Genomic DNA, 25,979 nt, shown 5'->3' on the forward strand with positions numbered 1-25,979 from the left:
GCACGTCGGCGACGGGTCCCATGGGGCGTTCGTTCGGGGGCGGCAAGCCCGAGGCGACCACCCGCCGGTGACCCACCGCTTCGGAGAAGGCGGTCGCTCCCCGACGAGCGCGGCGGCGGTGAGCTTCTCGCTCGATCGCGTCTGACCGGATTTGACGGGACTCGACCGGCCGCTTACCCACTGCCGCCAGCGACCGTCGGCTATCGTCGGCTATCGTCAGTTACCGTCAGCAAGGCCTACGCCGCGGATGGCAAGGACACTTCCTTCCCGGCTCTCCTTGCGTCGATGATGTGTGCGGTGTTGACGACCCCGACGTGAGAGAACGCCTGTGGAAAATTGCCGAGCTGGCGGCGCAGCTCGGGGCTGTACTCCTCGGCGAGCAGGCCGACATCATTGCCGAAGGAGACCAAGCGATCGAGGAGCGCCTCCGCCTCGTCGAGGCGACCGACCATCGCGTAGTTGTCGGCGAGCCAGAAGCTGCAGATGAGGAAGGTCCCTTCGTCCCCCGGCAGACCGTCCACGCCCGTTTCGGTCGCGTAGCGCAGGACGAGGCCATCCCGGGTGAGGCCCTTCTCGATCGCCGCGACGGTGGACAGCATGCGGGGATCATCGGCGGCCAGGAAGCCCATGTGCGGGATCAGGAGCACGCTGGCGTCGAGGGCTTCCGAGCCGTACGATTGCGTGAAGGCGCCGACGCGCGTGTTGAATCCGCGCGAGAGCAGGTCGCCGCGGATCTGCTCGCGCAACGCGCGCCAGCGCTGGAGCCGCTTCTCCAGTCGATGCTGTCCGCCTACACCGAACTCCTCGATCATGCGTACGGCGCGATCCACGGCCACCCAGGTCATCAGCTTCGAGTGCGTGAAGTGCAGCTGCTTTCCCCCGCGTACCTCCCAGATGCCTTCGTCCGGCCGCTGCCAGGACTTCTCGACGAAGTCCACGATCTCCACGATAGGGTCCCACGTGTGCGGCAGATCCGGCAGGCCGTGTGCGTGGGCATCGTAGAGCGTGTTGAGCACCTCACCGTAGACGTCGAGTTGAAACTGATCGTATGCGCCGTTGCCGATCCTCACCGGTCTCGATTCCTCGTATCCCGGGAGCCACGGCAGCTCGATCTCGGTGAGCCGATGCTCCCCGGCGACGCCGTACATGATCTGCAGCTGCGCAGGAGCACCGGCGACCGCGCGCATGAGCCAGTCGCGCCAGGCCCGAGCTTCCTCGAGGTACCCGCCGCGCATCAGGGCGTCGAGCGTGAGCGTGGAGTCGCGCAACCAGCAGTAGCGATAGTCCCAGTTGCGAACGCCGCCGAGGTCCTCCGGCAAGAACGTGGTCGGCGCCGCCACGATCCCACCCGTAGGCGCGTAGGTGAGCGCCTTCAGCGTGAGGAGCGACCGCACGACGGCATCACGCCAGCGGCCCTGGTAGCGACAACGGCCCGCCCACTCGCGCCAGTGACGCTCGGTTCGCGCGAGCTCCTGCTCCGCGTCGACGGGGTGGGCCGGCGCGTGCTCATGCGACGGGTAGAACGTGAGGGTGAACGGCAGGCGCTGACCCGCGCGGACGACGAAGCTCGTCTCCAACCGGGCGGCGTTCCAGTCGGGGTCGAGCGGCGCTGGGCTGCTGAACGCGATCGCGGCGGGTCCAGACGTGAGCGTCGCGCGGCCTCCGTCACACTGGATCCACGGGATCACGCGGCCGTAGCCGAACCGCGCCCTCAGATCGGAGTGCATCGGGACTTCGCCCTCGACTCCCTCGACGATCCGGATGACGTCGTGCTCGACGATGCCATAGGCTCCGTCGACGAGCCGGGGAGCCTCGTGCGCGGCCACGCCTGGGGGCATGAAGTCGATCAGGCGCGCGCGGCCGCTCTCACAGACGAACTCGGTCTCAAGGACCAGCGTGTCCCGCCGATAGCGCCGCTCCAAGCTTCGTATCGCCGTGGCTGGCCGGATGGTCCAGTAGCCGTGTTCGTCGCGTCCGAGCAGCTTCGCGAAACACGCGTCTGAGTCGATGCGTGGCAAGCAGAGCCAGTCGAGCGAGCCGTTACGTGAGACCAGACCGACCGTGGTCGTGTCACCGATGAGACCGTAGTGTTCGAGCGGAGCTGGCATCGCTGCAATATGCAGGTCCATGCCTGGACCGCAATCCTAGTACTACGGCCGCACGTCGCGGAATCTCCGCGGATTTCGAGGAGCGGGCGGACGATCGTGACGCTTGGCTCCTCCGCACACTGGTGGAGCCCAGCTCGTTCGGTGCTCACCGACGTGCGGCTGTAGTACTAGGACCGCGGATCAGAAATCCCGCCAGGAACACCGGTCGATACCGAGCAGTCGCCGGAAACGGCAGCGATTCCCATGGTTTTCGCCCATCTCCCCGCCCAGGGCGGCTCCGATGTGGCCCAACGGGGCTCCCTCCGCCTCCGCGTCGTCAAAGGGGCCGCGTTCACTCCACAGTCTGCGGCGGCAGGAACAGGCTGGGCCGCCGGTGCCGGCGCTCGATCAGCCAGCGCGCAGCCTCGCTCCGCTCGATGCTCAGCTCAGGATGGTTCGCCTGGATCCATAGGAGCGCCTGCTCGATCACCGCAGGTTCGTCCGCGTAGAGGATACAGGGGGACACGCAGAACTCGAGGTAGGCGGGCGTCGACCAGATCACCAAGTCGTCGCTGGTCCAGAACGACTGCGTCCGGTCGCTGAGCTCGGGCGCGCGCGGACGCCAATGGCCTGCGCCAGCGCCTTGCCCACGTCCTCGGAGAGGCTCGCGCAGTGGCGGGCCGGCCACCCCGGGATCACGTCCGGAGCCTCGAGCCCCAGGGCGAACCGCTCCAGAAAGATGCGCCACGAATCCGCGAAGACGAAGCGCTCCACCACGCCTCGTCGGCGAGGATCGCGCCGTCGGAGGCCATGAAGTACAGGCCCCTGGAGAAGGCGCCGATCGGCACCAACCCGTCGCGGGGCAGGACGCCGCCCTCGATCTCGAGCGCGGGGCCCACCCGCGCGCTCAGCGCGTGAAGTTTTGGACGGCCCAGACTTTGCCGGCGCTCGTCGTGTAGAAGCCGCAGGCGACTTGGGTGACGGAGTCGTCGGTCATGTTGATGAAGTGGCCGTACATTTCGTAGCAGTCGCCGGTGCAGTCTGCGGTGGGTGGCGGGCCTTCGTCCCACATCTGTTGCATGCACAGACCGATGACTTGCTTGTTGGAGGAGTAGCCAGGGCAGGAGTTTTGCGAGCCGCCGGGCTCACAGATTTTTGCTCGGATGCCGGCGTGAGCCATGTTGTGATCGGCGTCGTATTTCGCCATCTCGTTGGCGCAGGCTTCGCCGTCTTTGCGGCGCTTGAGCGCCGGCAGGCAAGCGCACTGCGTGAGGAACTGGTTGATGCGATCGACGCAGTCTTGCGCGAGGTCGCCGGTGCTCGGCGGTGGGTCCAGCTTGCAGGCGAGGTTCTTGACGCAGGGCTCGCCGCCGCCGGTTCCGCCGCTCGCTCCGCCGGCTCCGCCGCTCGCCCCGCCGGCTCCGCCCATCGCTTCGCCAGCTCCTGCCGACGCTCCGCCGCTCGCTGTGCCCGCGCTTCCCGAGGAGCCGCCGGCTGGCTCGCCGCCCGTCGACGCTCCGCCCATCGCGGCTCCTCCTGTCGTTGCGCCGCCATTCGTCGCATTGCCGCCGGCGCTCGTCGCGCCTCCGTTCGGTTGGGTGACGCCGCCAGTGCCGCTCGTGCCCGGGGCGCCCGCGGCGGCGCCCCCTGCGCCTCCCGAGCCGCCGGGCTCGTCTGGCGAGCTGGAGCAGGCGAATGTGAACGCGAGCACGCTGAAGGAAGCGATACGCATACCTGCAACTGTGGAGCTGCTGCGACTAACCGATCAAGTAAAAAGAAGGATGACGCGAGGCGTTCGAAAATTCCGCTGCGTTTGGACGAGATTCGCTTCCAACCGCTCGCTTCGTTACGGACAGCTCTTGATGTCGACCGACGCCGCGTGGGGCCACGCCACGCAGAGTCCAGATTGCGACGAGCGGTTCACGGTAAAGTCTGGTGAACGGCGTATCTTGCCCTGCCGCACAGCTCATGTCGGCCAAGGTTCGCGCCTTCTTGGAGTTCGTCGTCGCGCTGACGCGCGCGTAGCGTCGGGATCGTCGGCGCCGCGCGGCTCTTGACTGAGCAGCGGAGTGCATGGGCCGGCGAGCGCTAACGGGTCCTCGCGGCAGCCTCACTCGACGGGGAGTGCGACATCACGGCAGCGGCAAGCCGAACATCGTCTCGCAGACGGCGACGTGCGCGGCGCAATTGCCGGCGGCTCCGTGGTCGCCGTCCTTGAGCGCGAGCCGGTGCGACCCGCCGTACGGCGGCGCCGCGCCCGGGACGTCCACCTCGACGAGCTCGCCGGGCAGGCCGATGAGGTCGAACGCCTTGAGGTGATCCGGGTGCTGCTCATCGCGCTCGCCGGTCAATCCGAACATGCGATCCACGGGCGTCGCCGACGGCTCCGAGAGCCAGATGGCGCTCACCGGGTTCGTGTCGCGCGGCCCGGCCAGCGACACCACCCGGTCGAGCCGGACGACCTTGCCGATGCGGGCGGCCGAGCTCGCGCCGTGCGAGTGGCCGCTGAAGATGATGACCGACCAGCGCGGGCTCCCGTCGTCTTCGAGGAAGTAGCCCCAGTCGCCTCGCGGGTGGACCTCTTTCAGGTGCGCGAGCGCCCTCGCCAGCCGCGCTTCGATGCTGTCGGCCCTTGCCACCTCGATGAGCGCGGTGTGGTCCTGACCGTCGAACGCCTCAAGCCGCGCGTCGCCGAACGTGTCCGGATCATTTTGAACGATGTTGTAGTCGTTCTTGTAGGCGACCGCGAACGCGTGAAAGCCGCGCGCGGCGACGAAGCGGGTGAGGTCGAGCGGGCCGGGAGGCTGGCTGCTCCCCGACAGCGTGACGACGAGCTTGCCCGCGAACCGCGCGACCCGAGTGTCGAGGAGCGCCACCTGCTCCAGGTCGCGGTCGGAGACCTCTGGATCGAGCTCGCTGGGCTTGAACCGGATCTCGCTGAGCTCGGGCGAGTTCGTGTCCACGTGCAACTCGCGCGGCGCGCCGCCCGCGCCGTTCGCGCCGCCCGCGCCGTTCGCGCCGCCCGCGCCGTTCGCGCCGCCCGCGCCGTTCGCGCCGCCCGCAGAGTCACCGACGCCGGAGGTCGCGGCGGCGCCGCCGGTCCCGGTAGTCGCGGTGCCCGTGGCTGCTCCGCCGCCAGCGCCCGGGGGGGCGCCGTCGCTCGACGAGCCGCCGCACGCCACGCACCCGAGCGCCCACCAGGCGCAACCGATCCACGCCGTGAGCCGCATGCTCGAAACGTTACCAGATCACCGCCGGCGCCACGCGGTGGACGAGCCGGATCTCCCGATTCTCTCGGTCGCGCAGCGCGGTGCGGGCGCGCGTGGCCGTCATTTTCCCGCGCGGGTAGAAGGCGGCTGCCGGTCCGGCGGCGCGGGCACGCTCGAAATTGCGAGCCAGCACTCCGCGGGACCATCGTCGAACCGGCAGCCGCCCGTCCCTCCGGACGCGACCGTGCCCCCTTCCGGCACGCAGCTGCCCGCCGGTAGGCAGACGCCGCCCGCCATCGCGCATCCCGCGGCCTCGAAGGCGCGGCGCCTCCCTCGCCGCTGGTACCGCCCTGCCCCTGCCCCCCGGCGCCTCCCTCGCCGCTGGTGCCGCCCTGCGCGTAGGTAAAAGAAGCCGGATCGCAGCGCGAAGAAGCGTAGCGCGGCAAACCGAAAGGGTGGGACCGCGAGCGTCGTGATGGGCTCGGTCCTGGGTCGAAAGAGCGTGGTCCGGGCGGCGCCGAGCGCGCTAGGGGGCGCATCGGCGTGCCGTGGGCACACGTGTTCGTCCGGGCGTTGGTCTGGCCCAGGAGGCGCGTCGCGAGACGCTATGCGGCGTCACCGGGCGCCTTGCGGCGCAAAACGGTGCTCTTCCAGTACGGCCGCCCTCGGTTTGGAGAGCGTGCTGGAACATCGGTCGGCTCGCCGAGCGCGGAGAGAAAGCGGGCGATGTTCCTTGGCTCGGTCACCAGGGCGACGAGCTTCATCCGCCCCTTGCAAGTTGGGCACCCGAGGACATCGAGCCTGCACATGCCGCGCCGGGCGTCAGGCTCCGCGCGCCTCCCTTGAGCGACCGCGCCGTCAGAGCAGAGGCTGCAACGCCGCGTACCACTGCTCGCCCAGCAGCACGTAGCCCTGGAGGTTGGGGTGCCACTGATCTTCGAGCAACGTGGCCTTGTTCGGATTGAAGGGCGTGTACATGTCGACGGAGATGATGTGTCGGCCTGCGTCCGCGCGGGCCTTCACCACCGCCGGAATGGCGTCGTCGTAGGTCTTGATGCGCGCGCTGAGCGCGGTGTCGTCGCCCTTGCTCGCATCGCCGCGCGACGGGACGGGCGCGGCCACCACGATGAGAACATCGGGGAGCTGCGCGTAGATGCTGTCAATCAACGCGCCCAGACGTTTGGGGGCGTTGGGCATGTCGTAGTTGTCGATTGCGTCGTTGGTTCCAATCATCAAGAGCACGATGTCGGGCTTGTATTGCGGCATGACGGTCGACACCAGCGTCGAGATGCCGCTCCTTCCGCCGGCGGGGGCGATCGTCCAGCCGCTGTGGCCCTCGTGGTTGTGCGGGAACGCCACGCCGTCAACGGTGTTCGGTCCGTTCGATCCCGAACCGACGAACGTGATGTTCTTGCCCGCCGCGTGCGCGAGACGGAACAGCTCGACGCGATAGCCGCCCGGCGTGTCCCCGTTGTATCCGTCGGTGATAGAGTCGCCGAACGGCATGATCTTGCATGCCGTACCGTCGGTCGGGCAGGGCCGATAGGTCGAGCCCGCGCTGCCGCCGGCGCCACCCTGCGCGCCCGAGTCGCCGCCGCTACCGCCGGCCGCCGCGCCGCCGCTACCGCCGGCCGCCGCGCCGCCGCCATCCCCGCCACCGCCCGTTCCCGCGAGCGATCCACCGGTGCCGGCCGCAGAGGTCGTTCCGCCGGTGCCCGCGGCAGCGCTGTCCGTGCCGCCGCCGTCGCTCGTTCCGCCTGCGCCGCCGCCCGCTTCGCCCGCTCCGCCGGCGCCCGCGCTGCCGCCGCTGCAGCCGAGAGCGATGACGACGAGCCCGGCCATGACCGGCCAAGATGTGATCGGCTTCATGCCGGAGGATGGTAATGCCGAAGGCTACGGCGTTGTCAACTGAAACGACGGCAGCCGGAATCGACGATCGGGCAGCCTATGGCGATCTCACGGCGCGACGACGGTCGCCCATCCGGTGCCCCGCATCGAGAACTGCAGCTTCGCTCGCCCAACGGACGCATTACAGCGAAGGCGCGCTTGAGCGAGAGCCGCACCAGGCCGTCCTGCTGCGGCTCGACGCGCTCCTTTGCGATCGGGGGTCGCAGCACGTAACGCAGCAGCGTCTCCCTCGCCGCGGCATGGTGCGCACCGGCGCGCGTCTCGGGCGGCGCCGGGAACGACGTGCTGGTGGGCGACGGGGGGGACGACTTGCTCAACGGCGACGCGGGCAGCGATACCTTCTTGGAGAGCGGGGTGGACGATGCCTACGACTCCGGGAGCATCCCGACTCACCAACGGCGCCGACGGCGACGTGTGCCTCGTTGAGGCCGCCGACTCCGCCGCCAACTGCGAGCTTTGACGGCGTCGCCCGGCGACCGCCCCCCATCGTCGTTGCGCCCGACGCAGCCCTCGACTCGAAATCAGAATTGCGTGATGAATTTCCACGCCTCGGGGGCGTTCCAGCTCGTCGATTGCCCGGGGTCCTTCGGCTCCCAGCCGTGCGGGCCGTCGAACACGCAGTACTTGGTGGGGTGACCTGCGGAGCAGCCCTTGTACTCGGTACACGTGTGGGGCTGGCCAGCTGCCGGGAAGGTGGTCGCCGACGGCTCCTCCATGCAGCCGTTGACCTTCGCGAACTCGGCTTGTTTGACGCGACCGCTGGTCGGCTGGGGGGGGCCGCTGCTGTCACCGCTGGCTTGCGACGCGTAGTAGGCGATCGGCTTGGTCAACGTCGCCGTGCAGGAGCCCGTGAGATCTGCCCCCGAAAAGAAGGCGACGCCTCGGAACACGTCCGCGCGGGTGCAGGCGAGAGCCAACGACATCGCTCCCCCGAAGCTGAAGCCGGTGGCGAAGATCCGAGTTTTGTCGATGCAGAGATCTCCCTCGAGCTCCTCCAGGATCGCGTCCGTCAGCTCCACGTCCGACTTGCTCCAGGAACCGGCGCCGTTCGCGGCGTCCGGCGCGACGAAGATGGTGGTAGCTCCAGTGTCGAGCGTCGCCATCGTGAAGTAGTTCCGGTTCGCCACCGACATGGCGGAGGAGCCGGACTCCGCGAAGGCGAACACGAGCCGATACGGCTTGTCCTTGTCGTAATCGCTCGGCACGCGAAGGATGTACTTGCGAGAGGCGCCGCCGAACGAGATGTCGATCGTGCCGTTTTGCAGAGTCTTCGCTTTGCCGCAGCCAGCGCTCTTGACCGCGTCCGTCTCGGTCGCGCCGCCTGCGCCGCCGCCGCTGCCGCCCGCGCCGCCGCTGGCACCGCCGGGATCGGAGCCACCCGACGCGGCGTCGGCGCCGCCTGCGGCCGCTCCGCCCGCGCCCGCGGAGCCGGGCTGGCCACCGCCCGGGGTGCTGCCCGCGCTCGCGGCGTTACCACCGGCGCCCGCCTGCGCTTGGCCGCCCGCGCCTGCGACCCCCGCTTCTTCCGACGGAGGGGTGCTGCTCGACGAACAAGCAACAGCCGAGAATGAGAACAGGGCGAGGACCAGGGAGGAGCAACGGGCGCTTGTCATCGGTAACTCCGCGCGCGCGAAGGGCGCGACTGGGACTCGACCCTAGCTCATGGCCTCCCGACCAGCAATGGATTGAGGCGCGCCGGTTCAGTTGTGAAGCAACAGCTCAAAATTGGCGCGTCACCATACCGGCCGCGACCGTATCGTTCGGCGCGTAGGTAAAAGAGGCCGGGCGCGTAGGTAGAAGAAGCCGGAGCGCAGCGCGAAGAAGCGTAACGCAGTAAACCGAAAGGGTGGGACCGCGAGCGTCGTGATGGCTCGGTCCTGGGTCGAATGAGCGTGGTCCGGGCGGCGCCGAGCGCGCTAACGCCGGACGTGCGTTGCACGACGGTCACCGCGCCGCTCTTGACCGCGCCGCACGCGCCTCGGCGCGCGGCGCGCTCTTCGTAGAACCGCTCCACGCTCTCGACGAAGAGGCGGGTCAGCACCCCGAACAACGCCCCGTCCTGGCGAGCCTGCGCCGCCACGGAAACGGAAACGTCAACACCCACGGCCGGAACGCCACCTCGGGCAGGACGTCCTCGATCAGGTTCGCCGCCGTGGCACACATGCGTCGGCCCAGACACGACGGGCAGAAACCGGGTCCTTTACAGCTGAAGGTCACCAGCCGACTCTCTTCGCAGCGCTCGCACCGGAGCCGCGCGAACCGCGGCAGAGCAGCCCGCAGTCGAGGTGGGCTTCGAGCTCCTTCTTCGCGTGCTTGGGTATCCGGACGGCGATGGCGCCGTCGTCGATGGCGCCGTACAGCGTCTCCACGTTGTCGCGCACGATCTCGTAGAGCGTCGTCTTCTGGCACTGGCGAGCGGCAAGGCTCCGGCAGCGAGTCGACGCGAGCGGCGGGCTCGACGTTCGGCCCAAGCTTGCTCACCCCTCCGGTGCCACCGGCAGCCCGAGCAGCTGACCGATCGCCTCGTGCACGACCCGGGCTGCCTCCGCGTCCCCGAGGGCGACGGCTCGGCTCAGGGTGCCGGCGAGCGACGCAACCATGGCGGCTCGAGGCGAGGGATCGACCGTCGCGAGCTCTCCGGGCCCAGGGCTCGGCGGTTGGGCCCGGGTTGGGGCCATGCCCCCCGAGGGGGTGCGATCCATCGTCACGCCCTTCCAAAATTCCTGGAGATGCGACGGATCGCGACAGTTCGCCCCCGCGGAAGAGTCCCGCCAGGGATCTGGCTCGCGAGCGAGGATGAATTGCAACACAAAGGCGCTAAGGCGCAAAAATACGTAATTGTTCTTCTTTGCGCCTTTGCGTCAAAGAGGAGCGGGCGACCCCACCGGCTCGGCCAGCGGCGCTCGTCAGGCGGCGCCTACTCGCACGCCGCCCCGCCGAAGCAGACCGCGGGGTCCTCCGCGAAGCGACGGAAGTTGTCCGCCTCGGGGTGGCCCGGGAACGGGACATAATAGTAGACGGCCTTGTCGTCGAAGTCGCTGCCGTCATAGTAGGTCTGCCACGTCAGCGCGTAGGAGACGCCCGCGCTCTTCGCGATCTCGAGCAGGTGCTCGTTGTACCAGTCCTCCGTGACGGCGCCCTGCCCCGCGTCCGGGAAGAGGCTCGTCAGCTCGGTCGAGGTGAGCGCGACGGCGGACGCCGCGCTGAGGCCGTAGTTGTCCAGGAACTCGGCCTTCATGCCCTGATCGAACAGGGTGTCGTACCACCGGCTCACGTGGTCCGCCGGATACAGCGCGAGCGACTGGCCCGCCGCGAGCTTGCTGACCCGGTGCAGGAGGTGCAGCCGGTAGGTGCCCGTCTCGCTGAGCGCGTGCGGCTTGCCCTTGGCCGCGCCGACCGCCGCGACGGCGCTCGCCATCGCCTTCATGTCCTCGAGGTCGGCCGGGGACGCCGCCCGCTCGTACGGGTAATAGAGATCGATGCCGAGGATGTCGATGAGGTCGTCCCCGGGATACGCCTCGAGGTAGTACGCCTCCAGCAGCTCGGACGGCGGCTGGCCGTCGTGGTCGAGGATCGCCTGCTGGGGCGGGCTCTCGTAGGCCGCGCCGAGCTCGGAGAGCTCCTCGACCAGGCGCGCTCGGAGCAGGTCGCGAGAGAGGCTCTCTGGATCTCGGATCTTCGCCTCGGCGGGCGTCACGTCGCTGTCGCTCAGCTTCCGCAGCTTGTCGGTCGAGTACGCGAAGATCACGTTCTCCATCCCCGGCTCGCTCCGGACGGCCTCGGCGAACGTGCGGTACGCGGCGCGGTAGGCGTCGGGGCCGGTGACGGCCTGATCGTCGCCGAGCAGGGCCTGGCAGTTCCAGTACGGCTGACCCCACCAGAACCACGCGCCGGTGTGCTCGTGGAACGGCCTGAGGACGACCGGCTTGCCGTCGAGCCCGTGGTCGCGGAAGAACTGGGCCACGTACTTCGCGTGGGCCACGAGCCAGTCGCGCGCCGAGATCCCGGCGAAGGTCCCCTCCGCGATCGGCACGTCATTGGCGATCTTGCAGACGCACTTCAGGTTCTCCGGGATGTCGGCGCTGGAGCCCAGGGACGCCGAATAGTACGTCTCGGCGTAGAACGGGGTGCCGCCGCCCTGGGCGTGGATCGGGACGCTCTGGCCGTCGACCGTGATGGTGGCGAGCGGCGTCGCGATGTCGGCCGCGAAGTCCGAGCTCGCGATGTCGTAGTTGCACGGGGGCGTGTGCCAGTCGATGGCCACCATGCCGCCCGGCTGCTCCAGCGTGTACGCCACGGCGGCGGCGGCGACGTCGCGCCGGTTCCAGGCGACCGGGTCGAAGACCATCGCGTCGAGGGAGAGGCCGAGCAGCCCGGGGTTCTCTCCCACGGTCGCGCCGGCGTCCGACGCCCACGCGCGCTCGTCGCGGCTGGCCGCGCCCGCGAGGGTCGCGAACCAGTCGTTGGTCGAGATGAGCCCCTTCGTGCCCGGGTCGTAGAGCCCCCACAGGATGCTGTGCTCGTACCCGAACCGGAACTTGCCAGCTCGAGACGAGGTCCAGAGGTCCTCGAGGAGCTTGCCCCGGGGCGTGTCCGGAAACTCCGGATCATCGCCGGGCAGGTTGTCGTCCGGCGGGTTGTCGTCCGGCGGATTGTCGTCCGGCAGGTTGTCGTCCGGGGGGTTGTCTCCGGGCGGGTTGTCTCCGGGAGGGGGATCCCCCGGCGGCGCGCCGTCGTTCGACGACCCGCACGCGGCTGCCAAGCACAGAAGGAACGCGGCGCACAGGCGTGGGCTGAGCTGGTTGAGATTCATGGTGGCTTCCCTGCGAACGGTACGAGTGGCGGGGCGAGAAATAAGATCTGAATCGGTTCAGCGTCAATGCCGATGTCCGATGCGAGGAGCCGTCGTCGGTTTCGTGCCGGGTTCACCCCGAGCGCGCTCCGGCGCGGTACTGCGTCGCGTCGCCGCCTGTCGACCGGAGGCGTGGGGCGGCTGCACGAGGCCTACCGAGCTCCCGCAAGCGCGTGTCCGCGCGGGCGCGTTCGGCCGCCGTCGGGCCCACGAAGTTAACCGGTTCATTTTGCCGAGGCCACGGCCAGCGGTGCGCCTGGGTCGCTCGGGGTCGGCGGCGGCGCGGAACGCACGCCGGGTAGAATCACCCGGGGGGCGCCTGTAACGGAAGTTTTCGCTTGTGCTGTTGGCGCGGCGATCGAGGGCGCCGGCGCGACGCCGACCCTCACCTTCAATCCGCCGGATGTGGGGGATCGTTCACGCCCTGAAGGGGCGCGCCCTGCGTCAGCCGTGTTGACGGTCGTCGCTGCGCTCGCCGCTCCGACCCGGAGAACGGCGATGGCGCCGCACGAGCGGCCGCGGATCGATCCGGCCGGTGAGCGTGAGCGACCGGCGGCCGATCACACGCTGCCGCTCACCTTCGCTGTACGGGTATTCCCGTCGAGCGACGTCTCGATCGTGTACAGCGCTCCCTGGTACGAAATGGTCCCGCCCTCACTCAGGTTTCCGCCGCGCAGCACGTTGGCGGCGCTCTCGTACAGAAGAAAGGAGGCGTGGCCGTAGGGCAACGCGCTCGACAGCATCCAGGTACCCTCCTGGCCGCCCTCTTCGATCACGAGGTGCTGCTGAGCGCCGGACGCGTCGAGCAGCACTCCGAGCGTCGAGCCGCTCCGGTCGCGCGACGTGGCGCGGAAGCTGAGGGGGGCAGCGGTGGCGAGCAACTGGGCGGAGGCGACTGGCTTCTGGGGGATGGACATGGCGGTGATCAACAAGCTCCGTGGACGGCCCTTGCGTGCGGACCGGGTGACGTGTCTTTCCGTGACGGCCTGGCGGCCGAGCTCCCGTGGAGCCGTCGCTCACAGGCCTGAGCGGGCGATCGAGCGCTTCGGCTGCCAGACGAGCCCGCCGTACTTCCGGGGAGAGCCCGAGCGGTCGAGCCGCTGGAACGTCTCACCCGTCTTGAGGTGCCGCTGCCTGTCGCGATCGAAGGGGCCGTGCTGGCCGCTCGCCGGCTCGTACGTGACGTCGCTCCGCCCGTGCACCTGGAAGCGCCAGCAGAGCCTTTGTTCCACACCGTCCACCACCCGCGACAACCACGGCTTCACGGTCTGTACCTCCCCGCGCTCAGCGCGCGAGCTCGTGGCCGAGGCAGGGCTGTCGCCCTGGGTCGCTTCGACCGGCGCGGCGGTGATGCTCGGCGTGCACGTGTGAGTCATCTCGACGTTCCTCCGACGGTGGAAGGCACGAGACGCGCGTGCATCCCACGGCTGTGCGAAAGTTGCCTCGAACGTCGCATGACGGCCGTGTTTGCCGGGCCTGGTCGATGGGCCAGACGGCATCGCCGACAACTTCACTGCGTGTGCGCCAATGTATAGCAGAAAGATGCGCCACGGCACACGCATATCGGCGCAGCATGCGCCGATTTCGCCGGGGCGACGCTTTTTCGCGTCGTGGCTGCTCGGGCGTGGTGCGAGCTGTCTCTTCCGGGGAGGGCGCTCACCCCTCGGCGCCCGCGGTCCCGGTGTCCAGCCGGGCGACCTGGCGCTCGTGGGGCATCGAATCCGACAACTCCGGAACCGCGTTTGTCGCGCGAGTATGTCCCCGTGCCACTCGATTCGATCTCGCCCGTGAGGCGAGCCCGCGATGGGCGAGCCCGTGGGCCCGCGCGCGGGCCATCTGTGATTTCGTTCATCGGCAATATCACCTCGGGCGCGAATCGGGCCCGGTCGTGCGCTGGATACCTCGGCGACATCGGCGTGAGTCCTCTCCACGGGGCCATGGACTCCTCGGTCTGGTTGGAGGCCTATCGTGGTGGGCAGTGGCAACCCTTCGACGCGCGCAACAACGTGCCTCGGATCGGGTGCGCGCCGATCGCCCGCGGGCGCGACGCCGCGGGCGCGGCGATCACCTCCACCTGCGGCCAGAAGAGGTCGAAGACCTTCGGCGCCTGAAAGGAGGAGGCGGCCGGCGCGGCGGCCTCGCCGGCGCCGGAGAGGACCCGGGTCACCGGGCCGGGAGCGCGCGGCGGACGACGGGCGCCGCCGCAGCGTCGTAAAGCTGCTCGCGCGAACCGCGGGTGTGTACAACCTGGACGACCGGGGAGGGTGGCGGAGCGGCAGCGCTCGGTCTGCTTCGGTGCGATTACTCACCGGCTCGGACAGCTGGGCGCCCATGGCGGCCCGGGTGGAGCGTGATAGTCTGCGCGCCCATGAACAACACGCCTACCGACGGCATCGATGGGGAAGATTGGGGACGACTGCACGTCACGCGAGCTTGCTGCGGCGTCGGTGTCTGCAGGAACTTCGCGCCAGAGCTCCTGGGCGAGGTGGCGCCCGCGCACTGGGAGGCCATGGACGGCGACGTGACGCGGCGCGGCCCCGCCGTGCTGGAGGGCACGTACGAGGAGGGGGCGTTCACGGGCGTCCTGCGCCAGCCGCGGAGCCGGGCCGACTTCGAGGCGGCGCGCACGGCCGTGGCCTCCTGCCCGGTCCACGCCTTGCGCCTCAAGCCGCCCGCCGCGCGCCCTCGCGCCGGCGAGCTCGGCGCTCCTTTCAGCACCTGGCCGCGCCGCATCGAGGAGGACGTCTGGGCGCTCGGCGAGCCCTCGAGGGAAACCGTCGGGGCCACGGCCTACTTCATCGAGCGCCCCGGCGGGAACGTGCTCGTCGATCTGCCCAAGCCGAGCGAGGCCATCTTCCGCTTCCTCGAGGAGCGCGGCGGCGTGCGATGGATCTTCCTCACCCACAGTGACAACACCGCGCACCACGCCGAGTTCGCGGCCCGCTTTCCCGGCGCTCGCCGCATCCTCGGCTACGCGGACGTGAGCGCGCGCGGCGGCGCGTACACCGCGGTCACCACCGACGTGGAGATCCAGCTCCCCGACCGCCCCGAGCCCATGACCCTCGAGGGCGCGCCGCTCGCCGACGCCGAGCTCGCCGGCGCCGAGCTCGCCGTGCTCTCGCAGCCCGGCCACACCGCGGGGTCGATGTGCCTGCTGTACCGCGGCCGCTTCCTGTTCACCGGCGATCACCTCGCCTACTCGCGCCGCCTCGGCCAGATGATGGCGTTCCGGCTCCAGTGCTGGCACGACTGGGAGCGCCAGACCGGCTCCGTGCGCCGGCTGGTCGCCCTCGCGGAGGCGGGCCACCTCCGGTTCGCGTGGCTCCTGCCCAGCCACGGCGAGTGGCACCGCCTCGACGGCGACGGCAGCGCCGCCGCGACGGCGGCCGAGCTGAGGCGCACGGTGGCCTGGATGGAGCGGCAGGCGCCTGGCCGCCTCCCGATCGCCCGCTTCATCCCCTGGGTGCAGAGCCGCGTGCAGCCCCGCGGCCGCATCGCCCGCGCGGTGCGCGCGATCGGCGGCGAGGGCCCCGGGAGCGAGGCGTGGGTGCTGCCGCGCGCCCTCCACCCGTACCTGCCCGATCACCGGCCGGAGAAGGTCAATCCGGCGCTGATGCGGGCTTCCCTCGCGGCGGCGAGCGCGATCGGCGCCGCGGCGTCCGTCGTCTGGCTCGCCGCGCGCGCGGTGGGGGCGGTGGTGAAGCGGAGGGCGTGACGCGGGCGCGGGGGCGCGCGCTCGCCGCTCAGCCGCTCGCGCCGCCCTCGCCGTCCTCGCCGTCCTGGCGCAGCAGATACCGTGTCTCGGGGTTCTCCCGGCGCCAGATCACGTTATCCATGAAATAGTGGTGGATGTTCACGAACACGTAGATGGCCGCGAGGTAGGGTGTCGGGCCCAGCCCGGCCATCGTCTCGTCGCCGCTCGCGCTCAGCACCAGCGCGCCGTCGAGGAGCGCGGGCGCGCCGCGGAGCACGACCCACCCGAGGCCGACGGCGGAGGCGGCCAGGAGGCCGAGGCGCAGGCTTGTCGGCCTCCCGAACAGCGGCGGGCCCTCGGCGTCGCGCGCCTCGTTCCGCTTCAGGAGCCAGACGAAATACAGATACTGGACGGAGTGCAGCGCCGGAATCACGTACATCATGAGCCGGTCGAGGCTCGAGTACACCGTCCAGAGCCACACCGTGATGAGGAACCCCGCGAGCGGCGAGAGCGGCGGTAGCCGCCGGTCCGCGCGCCACCGCCGCGCGAGCGCCCAGCACAGCGCGAGCGCGCTCAGCGCGAAGGCCGCGCCGGCGATGGGCTCGAGGGCCGTCGGGTGCGCGATCGAGGTGTAGACCACGCCCTTCTCCTCGAGCTCCCTGCCCGGATCGGCCGGGCTCGCCCACGCATAGGCCCAGGCCGCGAAGCAGTGCGCGAGGATCACCCTGCGCTCCAGCGGGCTGAACCGGAACCCGCGCCGCGCCGACAGCACCGTCAGGACGCCGAAGCCCTGCTTGACGTAATGCCAGCCCACCAGGAGAAACATGAGCTGGATCATGAAGCCCATCGCCCGCGCGGAGCCGGTCGAGAGCGCGAAGGCCGCCCACGCGAGCAGCGCGAGCGGGACGAGGAGCCCCGCGACGACGGTGCGGGCCCGCTGCGCCGGGGGGAGCGCGCCGTCGAACGCGCGGCGCCTCGCGTCCCTGTAGAACAGCAGGTACGTGACCGCGAAGTGAGGATCGTTGATCACGGACGCGGCGTGGAACGTCAAGAAGCCGATCGCGAGCTCCGACGCGTCGAGCCCGACCGCCCGGCGGAGCAGCCACGCGAGCGGAAAGAGCACGAGCGTCGCGCCGCCCACGAGCAGGAACTCGATGAGGCGGGCGCCCGAGGCCTCCCGGCGCGGCGCCGCGACCGGGACTGGCAGCGTCACGCTCGCGCTGGTCATGCGCCGAAGTTACCACACGGGGGCGCGCCACATCCTTCATCGAAGCCCGTACGAACGCCGCGCGCGCGAGCGCCCGCGCGGGCGCGCCGGAGGCCGGCGATCGGCGCTCGTGGCGTAACTTTACCGATGGATCGAACGGGAGTCCGCGGGCCCTGCGCCGAGGCGCGGCCGGCCGCCCGTCACCGGCGCTTCAGGGCGTACGCGATGCCGCCTTGCAAGGTGCCCTCCGTGACCAGGCCGCGCAGGTCGATGTCGAGCTCGATCATCGTCCGCGCGATCGCGGGCTGGATGCCGGTCAAGACGACCTCGGCGCCGAGCAGCCCGGCCGCGCGCGCGGCCTGCACCAGCATCTCGGCGACGCGCTCGTCGACCGCCTTGACGCCGGTGATGTCGATGATCGCGATGCGGGCCGCGTGCCGCTCGACGCCCTGGAGCAGCGTCTCGATGATGCGGCCCGCCCGCGCGCTGTCGAAGAAGCCGATGAGCGGCATGACGAGGACGCCCTCGGCGATCGGCAAGAGCGGCGTGACGAGCTCCCGTATGGTGTCCTGCTGCGCGACGATGAGCTCGTCCCGCGCCGCCTCCCGCTCGCGCTCCGCCTCCTTGACGCGGGTGATGTCGAGCGAGACGCCGGCCATCGAGCCCTCCGGGATGCCCTCGCCCGAGACCGGGAACTTGATCGTGAAATACGTCTTCTCGCCCCCGGGGTGCGGCACGGGATCCTCGGCCTCGAACGGGGTGCCGCTGCTGCGCACGAGCGCGTCGACATCGTTGTAAATCGCCGCGACCTCCGGCGGGAAGAAGTCCTTGTCGGTCTTGCCGACCATGCCGCCCGGGGCCGCGCCGACGATCTCCTCGAGCGAGCGGCTCACCAGGAGAAAGGCGCCGTCTCCGTCCTTCGCGTAGAGCAGGACCGGAGCGCGCTCGCAGAACGCCGCGAGCAGCGCCTCGCTCCGGAGCAGGCGCCGCTCGCGGCGCCGCCGCTCGGTCACGTCCTCGGCCGACAGGAAGATCTCGTGCGCGGCGCCGTCCTCGCCGCGGGTGAAGACCTCGGCGCGGACGGCGAAGAGCCGCTCGTCCCCCTCGCGGCCCAGCGCCCGCAGCTCGCCGTCCACGACCTCGCCGTCCCGCGCCGCCGAGAGCCGCTCGGCGCGCGCGGCCAGGCCGGCGAGGTCGTCGGGGTGGATGCGGGCCGAGAGCGCCGCGAGGCCGCGCGTCGAGAGCTCCTCGTCGGAGCAACCGAGCGCGCGGGCGAGGGCGGCGTTGTGCGCGGTGAGCCGCCGCTCTCTCATGTCCACGACACACAGGATCGCCGGCGTCGCGTCGAGCATCCGCTGAGCGCGCCCGCCGGTCGCCTCAGGGTGGTCCTTGCCCCTGGTCTCTTTCATCCCGGCACGGCCTTGTTCATGGTGGCTCCTTCGACGTCGGGCGGCGGCAAGCGCGCGGGCCTGAGCTTGCCACATGATAGCCACTGGCCGCGGGGCGCGCGGCCGAATCGACGGTGCCGCCTCGTCGTCGAGGGCGCCCGGCGCGGCGCGCCAGCGTTTTCGCGCAGGCGCGAGCAGCGATGGCGGAGCGCGTCACGCGACGTCGCCCGCGGCGCGCGTCACGCGTCGTCGCCTGCGGCGCGCGTCACGCGGCGTCGCCTGCGGCGCGCGTCACGCGGCGTCGCCTGCGGCGCACCGCACCGCCGGGCTCAGGGGAGCAGGCTGCAGTCGGACAGGGGCGTCCGGTAGTCCATCGCCTGGGTATTGCGCTCGAACTCGTCCAGGTTGTTCGGACAGACGACGTACCAGCCAGCGTCGGTGAAGGGATCCACGCGCCGATCGGTGGTGACCAGGTCGTACGCCAGCATCACGGTGTCGTAGCCCCAGCCGAACAGCTTCTGGCCGAGGAGCACGTCGACGTAGCCGGCGCGCATGCGATCCAGGTACTCCGGCAGCGTATCGAACGCGACCGAGTGGATCTCCTTCGCCATCGCCTTCTCGGCGAGCAGCGGCGCGTGGGCCTCGAGGTCCGGCTCGCCGAGGAGCTTGCTGTAGGAGAAGAAGAAGCCCGTGATCTCCGGGTCGTCCTCCAGCGCCTGCTCCGCCTGTTGCGTGCAGAAGGGGTCTTGATAGTCGCAGCAGAGGCAGGGGAGGGTCGCGGCGTTCGTCATGTCCGGGTACTTCTTCAGCGCCTCGGAGAAACCGGCGGTCCGGTCGATGAAGGTCCCTGCGGCGGTGGGGGTGTAGCCGCCGTCCTTGCTCTCTTCCATCATCGTCTGGAAGGCGATCTTCCCGGTCTTCCCGTTGATGGTCGCGAGCGCATCCATGAGGAAGGCGGCAGCGGCCTTGTTGTCCATGCCGTAGTAGGTGTGGCGCTTGCTGTTCGGCGCGTCGCCGCCGTACGTGACGACCTTGATGCCGGCATCCACGGCCCGGTTGATGATGTCGTTCTCGCAGACCCCGTCGAAGACGTCGACGGAGATGGCGTCGACCTTCTCGTTGATGACCTTCTCCAGCACCGCCATCTGCGGCCGGGAGAAGTAGCACTTGTCGTCGGGATCGCGTGGATCGCCGTTTTCGTCGAGCTCCGGGCACTCGGGATCCAGGATCATCACCTCGACCGGGCGCGCACTCGTGGCCGCGAGCTCCGTGCTCGCCTGCCTGGCGCCCTCGCGCCCGAGGTCGTGGAATCGATTGCACTTGTTGTGCGTGATGTAGGCGATGGTGATCGGATCACCCGTCGCGCTTTCGCTGTCGCTGCAGGCGAGCAGGCTGGTCACCAGGAGAATACCGGAGAATGTTTGATAGCGCATGAACCCCCTCCACGCTCAAGAACCAAGAGAGCCGTCAAGAACGATAGTGCGATCGGTGAGAGATGTTCGGCTGCCAACGCGCGGCGTCCATCACGGTTCGTCGCCGCCATGACCGCCTGTCCCGCCGGCGCCGCCGTGACCGCCTGTCCCACCGTGACCGCCTGTTCCGCCGTCGCCGCCTGTCCCGCCGGCGCCGCCTGTCCCGCCGGCGCCGCCGTGACCGTCGTCACCGCCGCCGTGCGTGTCCGCGCCGCCGCCGGTCGAGGTGGTCCCGCTCGCGCGGGAGGAGCTCGCGGAGACGCCCGTGTCCGCGCAATTCGGGTTGTCGACCTCGACGTAACAGCCCACCTCGACAGGGTGGCCGACCTCGATACAGCCCCACGCAAGGAGGCACGCGGCGGCCGGCGAGCCGACGAGGAGCGAGGAGAGGATCGGTCTCTTCTTCACGGCAAAGCTCCAAGGGGCGCGCGCGACGCCGTCGCGCGCGAGGAGGGCCCGGCCGCCGCGGGCGGGCCGGCGGCAGCGTCATCGCCGCCCAGGTGAAGCTCGATCCCGGCGAAGACCGTGAGCCGGTTCGTCAGCGCGAAATCCGCGCTGGGGCCGCGCTCCACGAGGTAGCGCGGCTGTCCCTGGTTGGGGCCGACGACGTAGGGCTCATAGGCCGAGAACGCGTATTGACCGCCGAGCGTGTACCCGGCGCCCTTCACCCCGGGCAACGCGCCCGTCAGCGCCGCGCGGAGCTCGAGCTGCGGAGACACCTCGGGGCGCGGGGCGATGTTCGACGGATTGCCGCCAACATACGCCTGATCCGCGATCCGGCGGCCCATGTACGCGGCCGCCAGCGACACGGCGCCGGCGCCGATCTCGTACGAGACGTGCGCGTTGCCGTACACCGACGGCGCGACGGTGAGGGGGACCTCGTCCCCGACGCCGAACTTCGCGTTGTCCTTGATCTGCTGCTCCGACATGCGGCGCCGCGTCACCGCGAACGTGGAGTTCGCGCCGACGCGCAGCCGCCGCTCGAGGAAGCTCGCCTCGAACCCGAGGTTCGCGCCGTAGTTCCGGATGCCCGGTACGTTCTTGAAGCTCGAGACGCTGGGCGCCCTGGCCTTCACGATCTGGAGCTCGATGACGTCCCGCCAGGTCGAGGCGAAGCCGCCGGCCGTGATCGCGTATGCGCCGGTCCGGAACGACGACACCGCCTCCACCGACGAGACCTTCTCCGGCTTGAGGCCGTCCGGGTCCGGCAGGAGCCTGCCGCTCAGCATGTAGAGCTCGACGAAGCTGGGCGCGCGGAACGCGCTCGAATAGATGAGCTTGAGCGAGACGCGATCGTCCGGCTCGGCGATCAGCGCGGCGCGCGGCGAGATCGCGGCCGGCAGGTGCTCGAGCGGGATGCGCGAGTCGAGGTCGACCCGGATGCCCGCGTTGAGCGCGATGGGTCGGAAAGGGCGCAGCGTCTGCTGCACGTAGGCCCCGAGCGCGGCCTCGTCCTCGAGGCGGTGCCCGCCGCTGTGCCAGCGCGTGAGCGCGGTCTCGGAGCCGTAGCTCTTGCCCGTGAGGTCGTCGAACGCGACGATCTCGTACGCGGACGTGCGGAGGCGCCCGTCGACGCCCGCCAGGGTCGAGAAGGCGCCGTCGCCCGCCCAGTCGACCACCGCCTGGAGCTCCAGCCCGACCCAGCGGGAGAGGAACAGCGCCTCCTTCCGGCAGGGCCCGGACGGCCCGCGCGGGCACTGCTCGGGATCGCTCACGCTGAGCGGCACGCCCGGCACGAGCGCGTCGTGGCCGACGACGTAGCGCGAGCGCAGGAGGCGGCTGTACCCGAAATACGCGCGCGCCACGCCCTCGAGCCGCTCGCTCCAGCGGGCGCGGTAGCGCACGCTGGCCAGGGAGAGCGACTGCGTGTTGCTGTTGTGCGCGTCGTCGTAGGCGCCGACGCGGTTCTCGTAGAGATCCATCTGGGGCGCCGCCCACACCGAGCGCGTCACCTGCGCGACGGCGCTCAGGTCGCCGACGTCGACGCGCAGGTACGCGCCCGCCTTGCGGCGGAACCACTGCTCTTTCACCGGACCGCCCCAGGTGCCGGGCTCGGCGTGCGAGCCGAGATCCAGCGAGGGCGCGCCGTCGGGCCCGACCGGGATGGGCTGCTTCGCGAAGGCGAAGTGCGGGCCCTTGAACGTGTGCATGTCGGCCGCCGCCACCACGCCCGCGGGCTGCCCGAGCAGCGTGAAGCTGCGCCCGAGGCTCAGTGCCACGGTGTTCTCGCCCCCGGGGCTCTCGACCGCCGGGGCCATGATGCTCCCCGACTCGTCGAGCGGCGGCGACGCCCCGAGCATGAGCGAGGCGTGGAGGCCCTGGTGGTCGGCGGCCTTCTTCGTGACGACGTTGATGACCCCCAGCATGGCCTGCGCGCCGTAGAGCACGGAGCCCGGCCCCAGGATCACCTCGATGTGGTCGATGGCGTCGACCGGGATGTCGTGCAGGAAGACCGCGCCGCCGCCCTGCTCGTTCACGACCATGCCGTCGAGCACGAGCAGCACGTGGCTGTTCGCGTCCCGGGTCAGCGCGACCCCGCGCGCGCCGACCTCGGGGGCCGACATGCGGTAGTGCGCGAAGACGCCGCTCCCGAGGAAGTTGAGCGCGTCGGCGAGGCGCTGGATCCCGAAGCGCTTGAGCTGCTGGCCGGTGATCACCGACGACATGGCGGGCGCGTCGCTCGCGCGCTCCGCGGCGCGGGAGGCGCCGGACACGACGTTCTCCTCGAGGATCTCGAGGAGGGAGCTGACGTCCTCCGCCCGCGCCTCGCGCGAGGCGGCGGTCGACCACGCGAGCGACGCTGTGCAGAGCAGTGCCAAACCGGGCGAGCGCACGTCAGTAAATCCTTGCCAGTTTGAGGATGGACGCCGGGAAATCGATGCGCTGAGCCCGGGCCTGCGCGAGGTTGATGCTCATGCGCGGCTTGCCGTTGGCGACGTCGACGCCGAGCACGGCGCCCTGCGCGACGTAGGGCTCGACGGCCGCGAAGCTCAAGACGCCCGTATCCGCGAGCGCGCCGCGGATGGCGGCGACGTCCTTCGCGAGCCCGGAGGAGATGTAGACGACGTGGATGTCGCGCGCGCGGCACGCCGCGGCGAGCTCGGCCGCGCTGGAGTACTCGATGGACTCCACGCGGATCGGCCGGTCGCGCACCTTGCCGATGTCGAGGAGCGCCCGCCTCATCTGGTGCGCGGCGCTCGCCGAGTCCGCGTCGCCCGCCCTCGTGAGCAGCAGGAAGGAGACCTGCGCCTTCACCCGCTCCGGGAAGCCCCGGTCGTACGGCAGGATGCGCGTGACGATCTCCGCCTGCACGTCGAAGGGCGCCGTCGCCGTCTCGGCCCGCGCGCGGCGCGGGGCGAGGGCGGCCGCGGCGAGGAGGCCGAGCACGAAGGCGCGCCGGCAGAGCGTCACGCCCTGCGTTCCTTGGCGCGGGCGAGGCCGGAGAGCTTGCGGATGCGGAGCGCCGCCTCCACCTGCGGGGTGAGGGCGAGGAGATCGCCCTTCCTGCCGAAGACGCCGTCGAAGCCGAGCTCCGCGTACCGGGCCCCGGCCTTGGCGTCGGTCGTGTAGAGGTAGAAGAGCGGAGGCCGCTCGGTCGCGGGCATCGCCGCCTTGAGCGAGCGCAGGACGGCGCCGCCGTCGAGGCCCGGCATGAAGAAGTCGATGATGACCAGATCGCAGCCGCGCAGGTGGCGGGCGGTGCCGACGAGCTGCGTCGTCGTGACGACGTCGTAGCCGGCGCTCGACAGCTCGACGCGGATCCGCATCAGCACGATCTCGCTGTCATCGATCACCAGGATGCGTCCGCCGTGTGCCATCGGTTCAATCTCCGTTGCTGAGGGGAACGGCCCGGTCGCGGGGCCGGATCACGAACGCCGTCCCGGTCTGGCGCGACGCGTCCACCTCGATGAGCCAGCCGACCGAGAGGAGGTCGGCGCGGACCGCCGAGAGGCCGACGCCGCGGCCGGCCAGGTCGCTCACGTCGCCCTTCGTGCTCACGCCGGGGGCGAACGGGAGCTCGCGCGCGCGGCGCAGATCGGTCGGGTCGACGCCGGCGCGCGCCGCGAGGGCGTGGAGGTCGAGCCCCCGGCCGTCGTCCTCGACGACGATCGTGGGCAGCGGCTGAGCCTCGGCGCAGACGGCGCGGATCACGCCGAGCTCGGGCTTGCCCGCCTGGGCGCGCGCGTCGGGGGTCTCGATGCCGTGGGCGATCGCGTTGCGCACGAGGTGGATGAGCACGCCCGGGAGCAGGCCGGCGAGATCGGCGGGGACGGGGACCTCGCGGCCCTCGATCTCGAGGCGGGCGCGCTTGCCCTCCTTCTCGGCCCAGCGCGGCACGCGCTCGACGAGCGCCGCGAGCACCTCGCCGAACGGACGGGACGCGAGGCGGCGGGCGATCTCGGCGGCCTCGCCGCCCTGCCCGGCGAGGAGCTCGCCCAGCCGGCTCACGTCGGTGCGGCGGACGGTGATCTGGTCGAGGACCGCGCGGCCCACGGGCGACGCGTCGACGAACGTCTCCTGCGCGCGCGCGAGCTCCTCCGCGACGCGCTCGAGCCGCGCGCGAAGGGCCGCCGCGCCGAGGTCGACGGAGAGCTCGTCCTCCGAGCGCGCGCGCGCCTGGACCGCGGCGAGCTCGTCCTCGAGGGCCATGACCTCGTCCGCGAGGCGCTCGAGGTCGAACGAGCGGGCCTCGCCCTTCAGGGTGTGCAGCTGCTGCAAGAGCTCGTCGAGGTCCGCGGCGCCGAGCCGCCCGCCGGCGCCCAGGATCTCGGCGCACCGGGCCACGCGCTCGCGCGAGATCTCGACGAAGCGGACGAAGACCTGGCCGCCGCCGGCGACGAGGCGGCGCATGGCCGCGATCTGGCGCGCGTGCTCCTCGTCCTTGGTCTTGACGCTCGCCTCGAGGCGCCGGAGCTCGGTCTCGTCGGTCGCGAGCAGCATGATGCGCGCGACCTGCTGGCCGGAGACGACGGGGCAGAACTCGAGCCGCAAGAACCTGCGGTCGCCCGGCGCGCGCTCGAACCAGAGCGAGCGCGGGGCGAGCTCGGCGACCTCCGGGAAGAGGTCGAGCTCCGCGCCGAACGCGGCGTCGATCCACTGCCGGAGCGCCTGGCTCTCGACGCCGAGGGGCTCGTCGCCGTAGAGGAGCTCCGCGACGTGGCGGCCCGCCTCGGCGCGCTCGCCGAACAGCTGCCTCGCGTGCTTCGAGGCCTCGACGCCCAGCCGGCCGTCGGGGCCGAAGGCGACGATCGCCTCGCGCATGTTGTCGAAGAGCTCGCGGAGGCTCTCCGTGGCCATCTCCAGCTTGCCCTCGCGCTCGAGGATGGCGGAGCTCATCGCGTTGAAGACGTCGGCGAGCCGGCCGAGCTCGTCGTTCGTGCGGACGCGCACGCGGACGGTGCGGTCGCCCTCGCCGAGGCGCCGCGCGGCGTCGACGAGCCGCGAGAGCGGGCGCACGATCTGCCACCGGGCGAACCCGAGGAGGAGGAAGGCGGTCACCGCGCCGACGAGCCCCGCGTATTCGAGGATGTCGCGGCGCGCCGCGGCGAACGCGGCGTTCTCGGGATCGAGGGAGAAGACGAGGGCGAGCGTCCCGAGGCGCCGCCCGTCGTCGCGCACGACCGCGCGGGCGACGCGGATCTCGCGCTCGAGGACCTGGTTCTCGGCGCCGCGCGCGATGAAGACCGACAGGCCCTCTGGCGGATCCCCGACCTTGGCGACGGGCTCGGCGTCGCTGCCCCATGCGATCGCGCCGATCAGCGCCCGGTTCGACCGGAGCTGGTCGAGCTCGCCCTGGGCCGCGTCGCGATCGCCGAAATCGAGCGGCGCGGTCAGGGACCCCGCGAGCAGATCCGCCATCATCGAGGCGGCGTTCGCCTTCGCCGACACGAGATCATCCCGTGTCTTTTCGATGACCTGATTGGCCACCAGCACGGTGACGCTGGTGAGGACGACCACGGTCGCCGCCGCGAGCTTGACGCCGATGCCGAGGGGAACGCCGGCGCGCCCGGCGCGCTGCCGGTCGGGCGTCGAGGGCGTGGAGGCGGCGCCGGCGTCCAGCATCAGGCGACCGGCGCGGCAGCGCGTACCCGATGCAAGGAACGGTCGAATCCAAGAGCGTACGTCATCCGCGCCCCCACGAAAGACAAAGGCAAGTCCGGG

At 70.8% G+C, this 25,979-nt stretch carries 24 protein-coding genes; 3 read left to right on the forward strand and 21 right to left on the reverse strand.

What is annotated here, in order from left to right; translation table 11 throughout:
• Positions 1-236: 236 nt before the first annotated feature.
• The 6 genes from WME98_RS29930 to WME98_RS29955 form a co-directional block, all read right to left on the reverse strand.
• Positions 237-2,108, reverse strand: coding sequence for a glycoside hydrolase family 15 protein (locus WME98_RS29930; RefSeq protein ID WP_437954035.1), 1,872 nt, complete (start codon positions 2,106-2,108; stop codon positions 237-239).
• 331 nt (positions 2,109-2,439) lie between these two features.
• Positions 2,440-2,652: a hypothetical protein gene (locus tag WME98_RS29935; protein ID WP_437945143.1), complete on the reverse strand. Its 213-nt coding sequence runs from the start codon at positions 2,650-2,652 to the stop codon at positions 2,440-2,442.
• Positions 2,653-2,994: 342 nt separating this feature from the next.
• A complete protein-coding gene (locus WME98_RS29940) occupies positions 2,995-3,819 on the reverse strand; it encodes a CAP domain-containing protein (protein ID WP_437945144.1) in 825 nt (274 codons plus the stop codon).
• Positions 3,820-4,219: 400 nt separating this feature from the next.
• Positions 4,220-5,317: a BPSS1187 family protein gene (locus WME98_RS29945; RefSeq protein ID WP_437945145.1), complete on the reverse strand. Its 1,098-nt coding sequence runs from the start codon at positions 5,315-5,317 to the stop codon at positions 4,220-4,222.
• Between the two features lie 584 nt (positions 5,318-5,901).
• On the reverse strand, positions 5,902-6,060 hold the full coding sequence (locus WME98_RS29950) for a hypothetical protein (protein ID WP_437561478.1): 159 nt from the start codon (positions 6,058-6,060) through the stop codon (positions 5,902-5,904).
• A gap of 94 nt (positions 6,061-6,154) precedes the next feature.
• Complete coding sequence (locus WME98_RS29955) at positions 6,155-7,165, reverse strand: SGNH/GDSL hydrolase family protein (RefSeq protein WP_437945146.1); 1,011 nt, start codon at positions 7,163-7,165, stop codon at positions 6,155-6,157.
• Between the two features lie 327 nt (positions 7,166-7,492).
• Here WME98_RS29955 and WME98_RS29960 point away from each other — a divergent pair, with 327 nt between their 5' ends.
• Complete coding sequence (locus WME98_RS29960; RefSeq protein ID WP_437945147.1) at positions 7,493-7,630, forward strand: hypothetical protein; 138 nt, start codon at positions 7,493-7,495, stop codon at positions 7,628-7,630.
• Between the two features lie 95 nt (positions 7,631-7,725).
• On the opposite strand, the gene WME98_RS29965 is transcribed toward WME98_RS29960, so the two are convergent.
• The 7 genes from WME98_RS29965 to WME98_RS29995 all read right to left on the reverse strand — a co-directional run bounded on the left by WME98_RS29965 (position 7,726) and on the right by WME98_RS29995 (position 13,432).
• Positions 7,726-8,817, reverse strand: a complete 1,092-nt coding sequence (locus tag WME98_RS29965; RefSeq protein ID WP_437945148.1) for an alpha/beta hydrolase family esterase — start codon at positions 8,815-8,817, stop codon at positions 7,726-7,728.
• A gap of 421 nt (positions 8,818-9,238) precedes the next feature.
• Positions 9,239-9,421, reverse strand: coding sequence for a hypothetical protein (locus WME98_RS29970; protein WP_437945149.1), 183 nt, complete (start codon positions 9,419-9,421; stop codon positions 9,239-9,241).
• Positions 9,418-9,675 (reverse strand): hypothetical protein, encoded by a 258-nt coding sequence (locus WME98_RS29975; RefSeq protein ID WP_437945150.1) that lies wholly within the window; start codon positions 9,673-9,675, stop codon positions 9,418-9,420. The genes WME98_RS29970 and WME98_RS29975 overlap by 4 nt, the downstream gene beginning before the upstream one ends.
• Positions 9,676-9,681: 6 nt before the next feature.
• Positions 9,682-9,804 carry a hypothetical protein gene (locus WME98_RS29980; RefSeq protein WP_437302923.1) on the reverse strand — a complete coding sequence of 41 codons (123 nt, stop codon included), beginning with the start codon at positions 9,802-9,804 and terminating at the stop codon, positions 9,682-9,684.
• Positions 9,805-10,121: 317 nt separating this feature from the next.
• Entirely contained in the window at positions 10,122-12,017 is a 1,896-nt protein-coding gene (locus WME98_RS29985; protein ID WP_437945151.1) for a glycosyl hydrolase, read from the reverse strand.
• Between the two features lie 599 nt (positions 12,018-12,616).
• Positions 12,617-12,973 carry a hypothetical protein gene (locus WME98_RS29990; protein ID WP_063752124.1) on the reverse strand — a complete coding sequence of 119 codons (357 nt, stop codon included), beginning with the start codon at positions 12,971-12,973 and terminating at the stop codon, positions 12,617-12,619.
• Positions 12,974-13,072: 99 nt separating this feature from the next.
• On the reverse strand, positions 13,073-13,432 hold the full coding sequence (locus tag WME98_RS29995) for a hypothetical protein (protein ID WP_437945152.1): 360 nt from the start codon (positions 13,430-13,432) through the stop codon (positions 13,073-13,075).
• 540 nt (positions 13,433-13,972) lie between these two features.
• On the opposite strand from WME98_RS29995, the gene WME98_RS30000 reads away from it, so the two are divergent.
• Both WME98_RS30000 and WME98_RS30005 read left to right on the forward strand, forming a co-directional pair.
• Positions 13,973-14,167 (forward strand): hypothetical protein, encoded by a 195-nt coding sequence (locus WME98_RS30000; RefSeq protein WP_437945153.1) that lies wholly within the window; start codon positions 13,973-13,975, stop codon positions 14,165-14,167.
• Positions 14,168-14,424: 257 nt separating this feature from the next.
• Positions 14,425-15,771, forward strand: coding sequence for an MBL fold metallo-hydrolase (locus WME98_RS30005; protein WP_437945154.1), 1,347 nt, complete (start codon positions 14,425-14,427; stop codon positions 15,769-15,771).
• 28 nt (positions 15,772-15,799) lie between these two features.
• Here WME98_RS30005 and WME98_RS30010 read toward each other — a convergent pair whose 3' ends face one another.
• The 8 genes from WME98_RS30010 to WME98_RS30045 all read right to left on the reverse strand — a co-directional run bounded on the left by WME98_RS30010 (position 15,800) and on the right by WME98_RS30045 (position 25,880).
• Positions 15,800-16,978 carry a hypothetical protein gene (locus WME98_RS30010; protein WP_437945155.1) on the reverse strand — a complete coding sequence of 393 codons (1,179 nt, stop codon included), beginning with the start codon at positions 16,976-16,978 and terminating at the stop codon, positions 15,800-15,802.
• A gap of 179 nt (positions 16,979-17,157) precedes the next feature.
• On the reverse strand, positions 17,158-18,366 hold the full coding sequence (locus WME98_RS30015) for a PAS domain-containing protein (RefSeq protein WP_437945156.1): 1,209 nt from the start codon (positions 18,364-18,366) through the stop codon (positions 17,158-17,160).
• A gap of 308 nt (positions 18,367-18,674) precedes the next feature.
• A complete protein-coding gene (locus tag WME98_RS30020; RefSeq protein ID WP_437945157.1) occupies positions 18,675-19,778 on the reverse strand; it encodes a substrate-binding domain-containing protein in 1,104 nt (367 codons plus the stop codon).
• A gap of 90 nt (positions 19,779-19,868) precedes the next feature.
• A complete protein-coding gene (locus tag WME98_RS30025) occupies positions 19,869-20,225 on the reverse strand; it encodes a hypothetical protein (RefSeq protein ID WP_437945158.1) in 357 nt (118 codons plus the stop codon).
• Positions 20,222-22,651 carry a TonB-dependent receptor plug domain-containing protein gene (locus WME98_RS30030; protein ID WP_437945159.1) on the reverse strand — a complete coding sequence of 810 codons (2,430 nt, stop codon included), beginning with the start codon at positions 22,649-22,651 and terminating at the stop codon, positions 20,222-20,224. The genes WME98_RS30025 and WME98_RS30030 overlap by 4 nt, the downstream gene beginning before the upstream one ends.
• Position 22,652: 1 nt before the next feature.
• Entirely contained in the window at positions 22,653-23,228 is a 576-nt protein-coding gene (locus WME98_RS30035; protein ID WP_437945160.1) for a YfiR family protein, read from the reverse strand.
• Positions 23,225-23,635, reverse strand: coding sequence for a response regulator (locus WME98_RS30040; protein WP_437945161.1), 411 nt, complete (start codon positions 23,633-23,635; stop codon positions 23,225-23,227). The genes WME98_RS30035 and WME98_RS30040 overlap by 4 nt, the downstream gene beginning before the upstream one ends.
• A 4-nt stretch (positions 23,636-23,639) precedes the next feature.
• Complete coding sequence (locus WME98_RS30045) at positions 23,640-25,880, reverse strand: HAMP domain-containing protein (protein ID WP_437945162.1); 2,241 nt, start codon at positions 25,878-25,880, stop codon at positions 23,640-23,642.
• Positions 25,881-25,979: the final 99 nt, after the last annotated feature.

Origin of the sequence: Sorangium sp. So ce296, assembly GCF_051529605.1 — a bacterium.
GTDB classification, from domain to species: domain Bacteria; phylum Myxococcota_A; class Polyangia; order Polyangiales; family Polyangiaceae; genus Sorangium; species Sorangium cellulosum_D.

What these genes read in the sequence shown, in the direction of transcription:
- WME98_RS29955 (WP_437945146.1), bottom strand. Translation starts at nt 7,165, where the DNA reads ATGAAGCCGATCACATCTTGGCCGGTCATGGCCGGGCTCGTCGTCATC.
- WME98_RS30020 (WP_437945157.1), bottom strand. Translation starts at nt 19,778, where the DNA reads ATGCGCTATCAAACATTCTCCGGTATTCTCCTGGTGACCAGCCTGCTC.
- WME98_RS29950 (WP_437561478.1), bottom strand. Translation starts at nt 6,060, where the DNA reads ATGAAGCTCGTCGCCCTGGTGACCGAGCCAAGGAACATCGCCCGCTTT.
- WME98_RS29985 (WP_437945151.1), bottom strand. Translation starts at nt 12,017, where the DNA reads ATGAATCTCAACCAGCTCAGCCCACGCCTGTGCGCCGCGTTCCTTCTG.
- WME98_RS29930 (WP_437954035.1), bottom strand. Translation starts at nt 2,108, where the DNA reads ATGCCAGCTCCGCTCGAACACTACGGTCTCATCGGTGACACGACCACG.
- WME98_RS29940 (WP_437945144.1), bottom strand. Translation starts at nt 3,819, where the DNA reads ATGCGTATCGCTTCCTTCAGCGTGCTCGCGTTCACATTCGCCTGCTCC.
- WME98_RS30010 (WP_437945155.1), bottom strand. Translation starts at nt 16,978, where the DNA reads ATGACCAGCGCGAGCGTGACGCTGCCAGTCCCGGTCGCGGCGCCGCGC.
- WME98_RS29965 (WP_437945148.1), bottom strand. Translation starts at nt 8,817, where the DNA reads ATGACAAGCGCCCGTTGCTCCTCCCTGGTCCTCGCCCTGTTCTCATTC.
- WME98_RS29995 (WP_437945152.1), bottom strand. Translation starts at nt 13,432, where the DNA reads ATGACTCACACGTGCACGCCGAGCATCACCGCCGCGCCGGTCGAAGCG.
- WME98_RS29980 (WP_437302923.1), bottom strand. Translation starts at nt 9,804, where the DNA reads ATGGTTGCGTCGCTCGCCGGCACCCTGAGCCGAGCCGTCGCCCTCGGG.
- WME98_RS30005 (WP_437945154.1), top strand. Translation starts at nt 14,425, where the DNA reads ATGAACAACACGCCTACCGACGGCATCGATGGGGAAGATTGGGGACGA.
- WME98_RS29945 (WP_437945145.1), bottom strand. Translation starts at nt 5,317, where the DNA reads ATGCGGCTCACGGCGTGGATCGGTTGCGCCTGGTGGGCGCTCGGGTGC.
- WME98_RS30045 (WP_437945162.1), bottom strand. Translation starts at nt 25,880, where the DNA reads ATGCTGGACGCCGGCGCCGCCTCCACGCCCTCGACGCCCGACCGGCAG.
- WME98_RS30015 (WP_437945156.1), bottom strand. Translation starts at nt 18,366, where the DNA reads ATGAAAGAGACCAGGGGCAAGGACCACCCTGAGGCGACCGGCGGGCGC.
- WME98_RS30040 (WP_437945161.1), bottom strand. Translation starts at nt 23,635, where the DNA reads ATGGCACACGGCGGACGCATCCTGGTGATCGATGACAGCGAGATCGTG.
- WME98_RS29990 (WP_063752124.1), bottom strand. Translation starts at nt 12,973, where the DNA reads ATGTCCATCCCCCAGAAGCCAGTCGCCTCCGCCCAGTTGCTCGCCACC.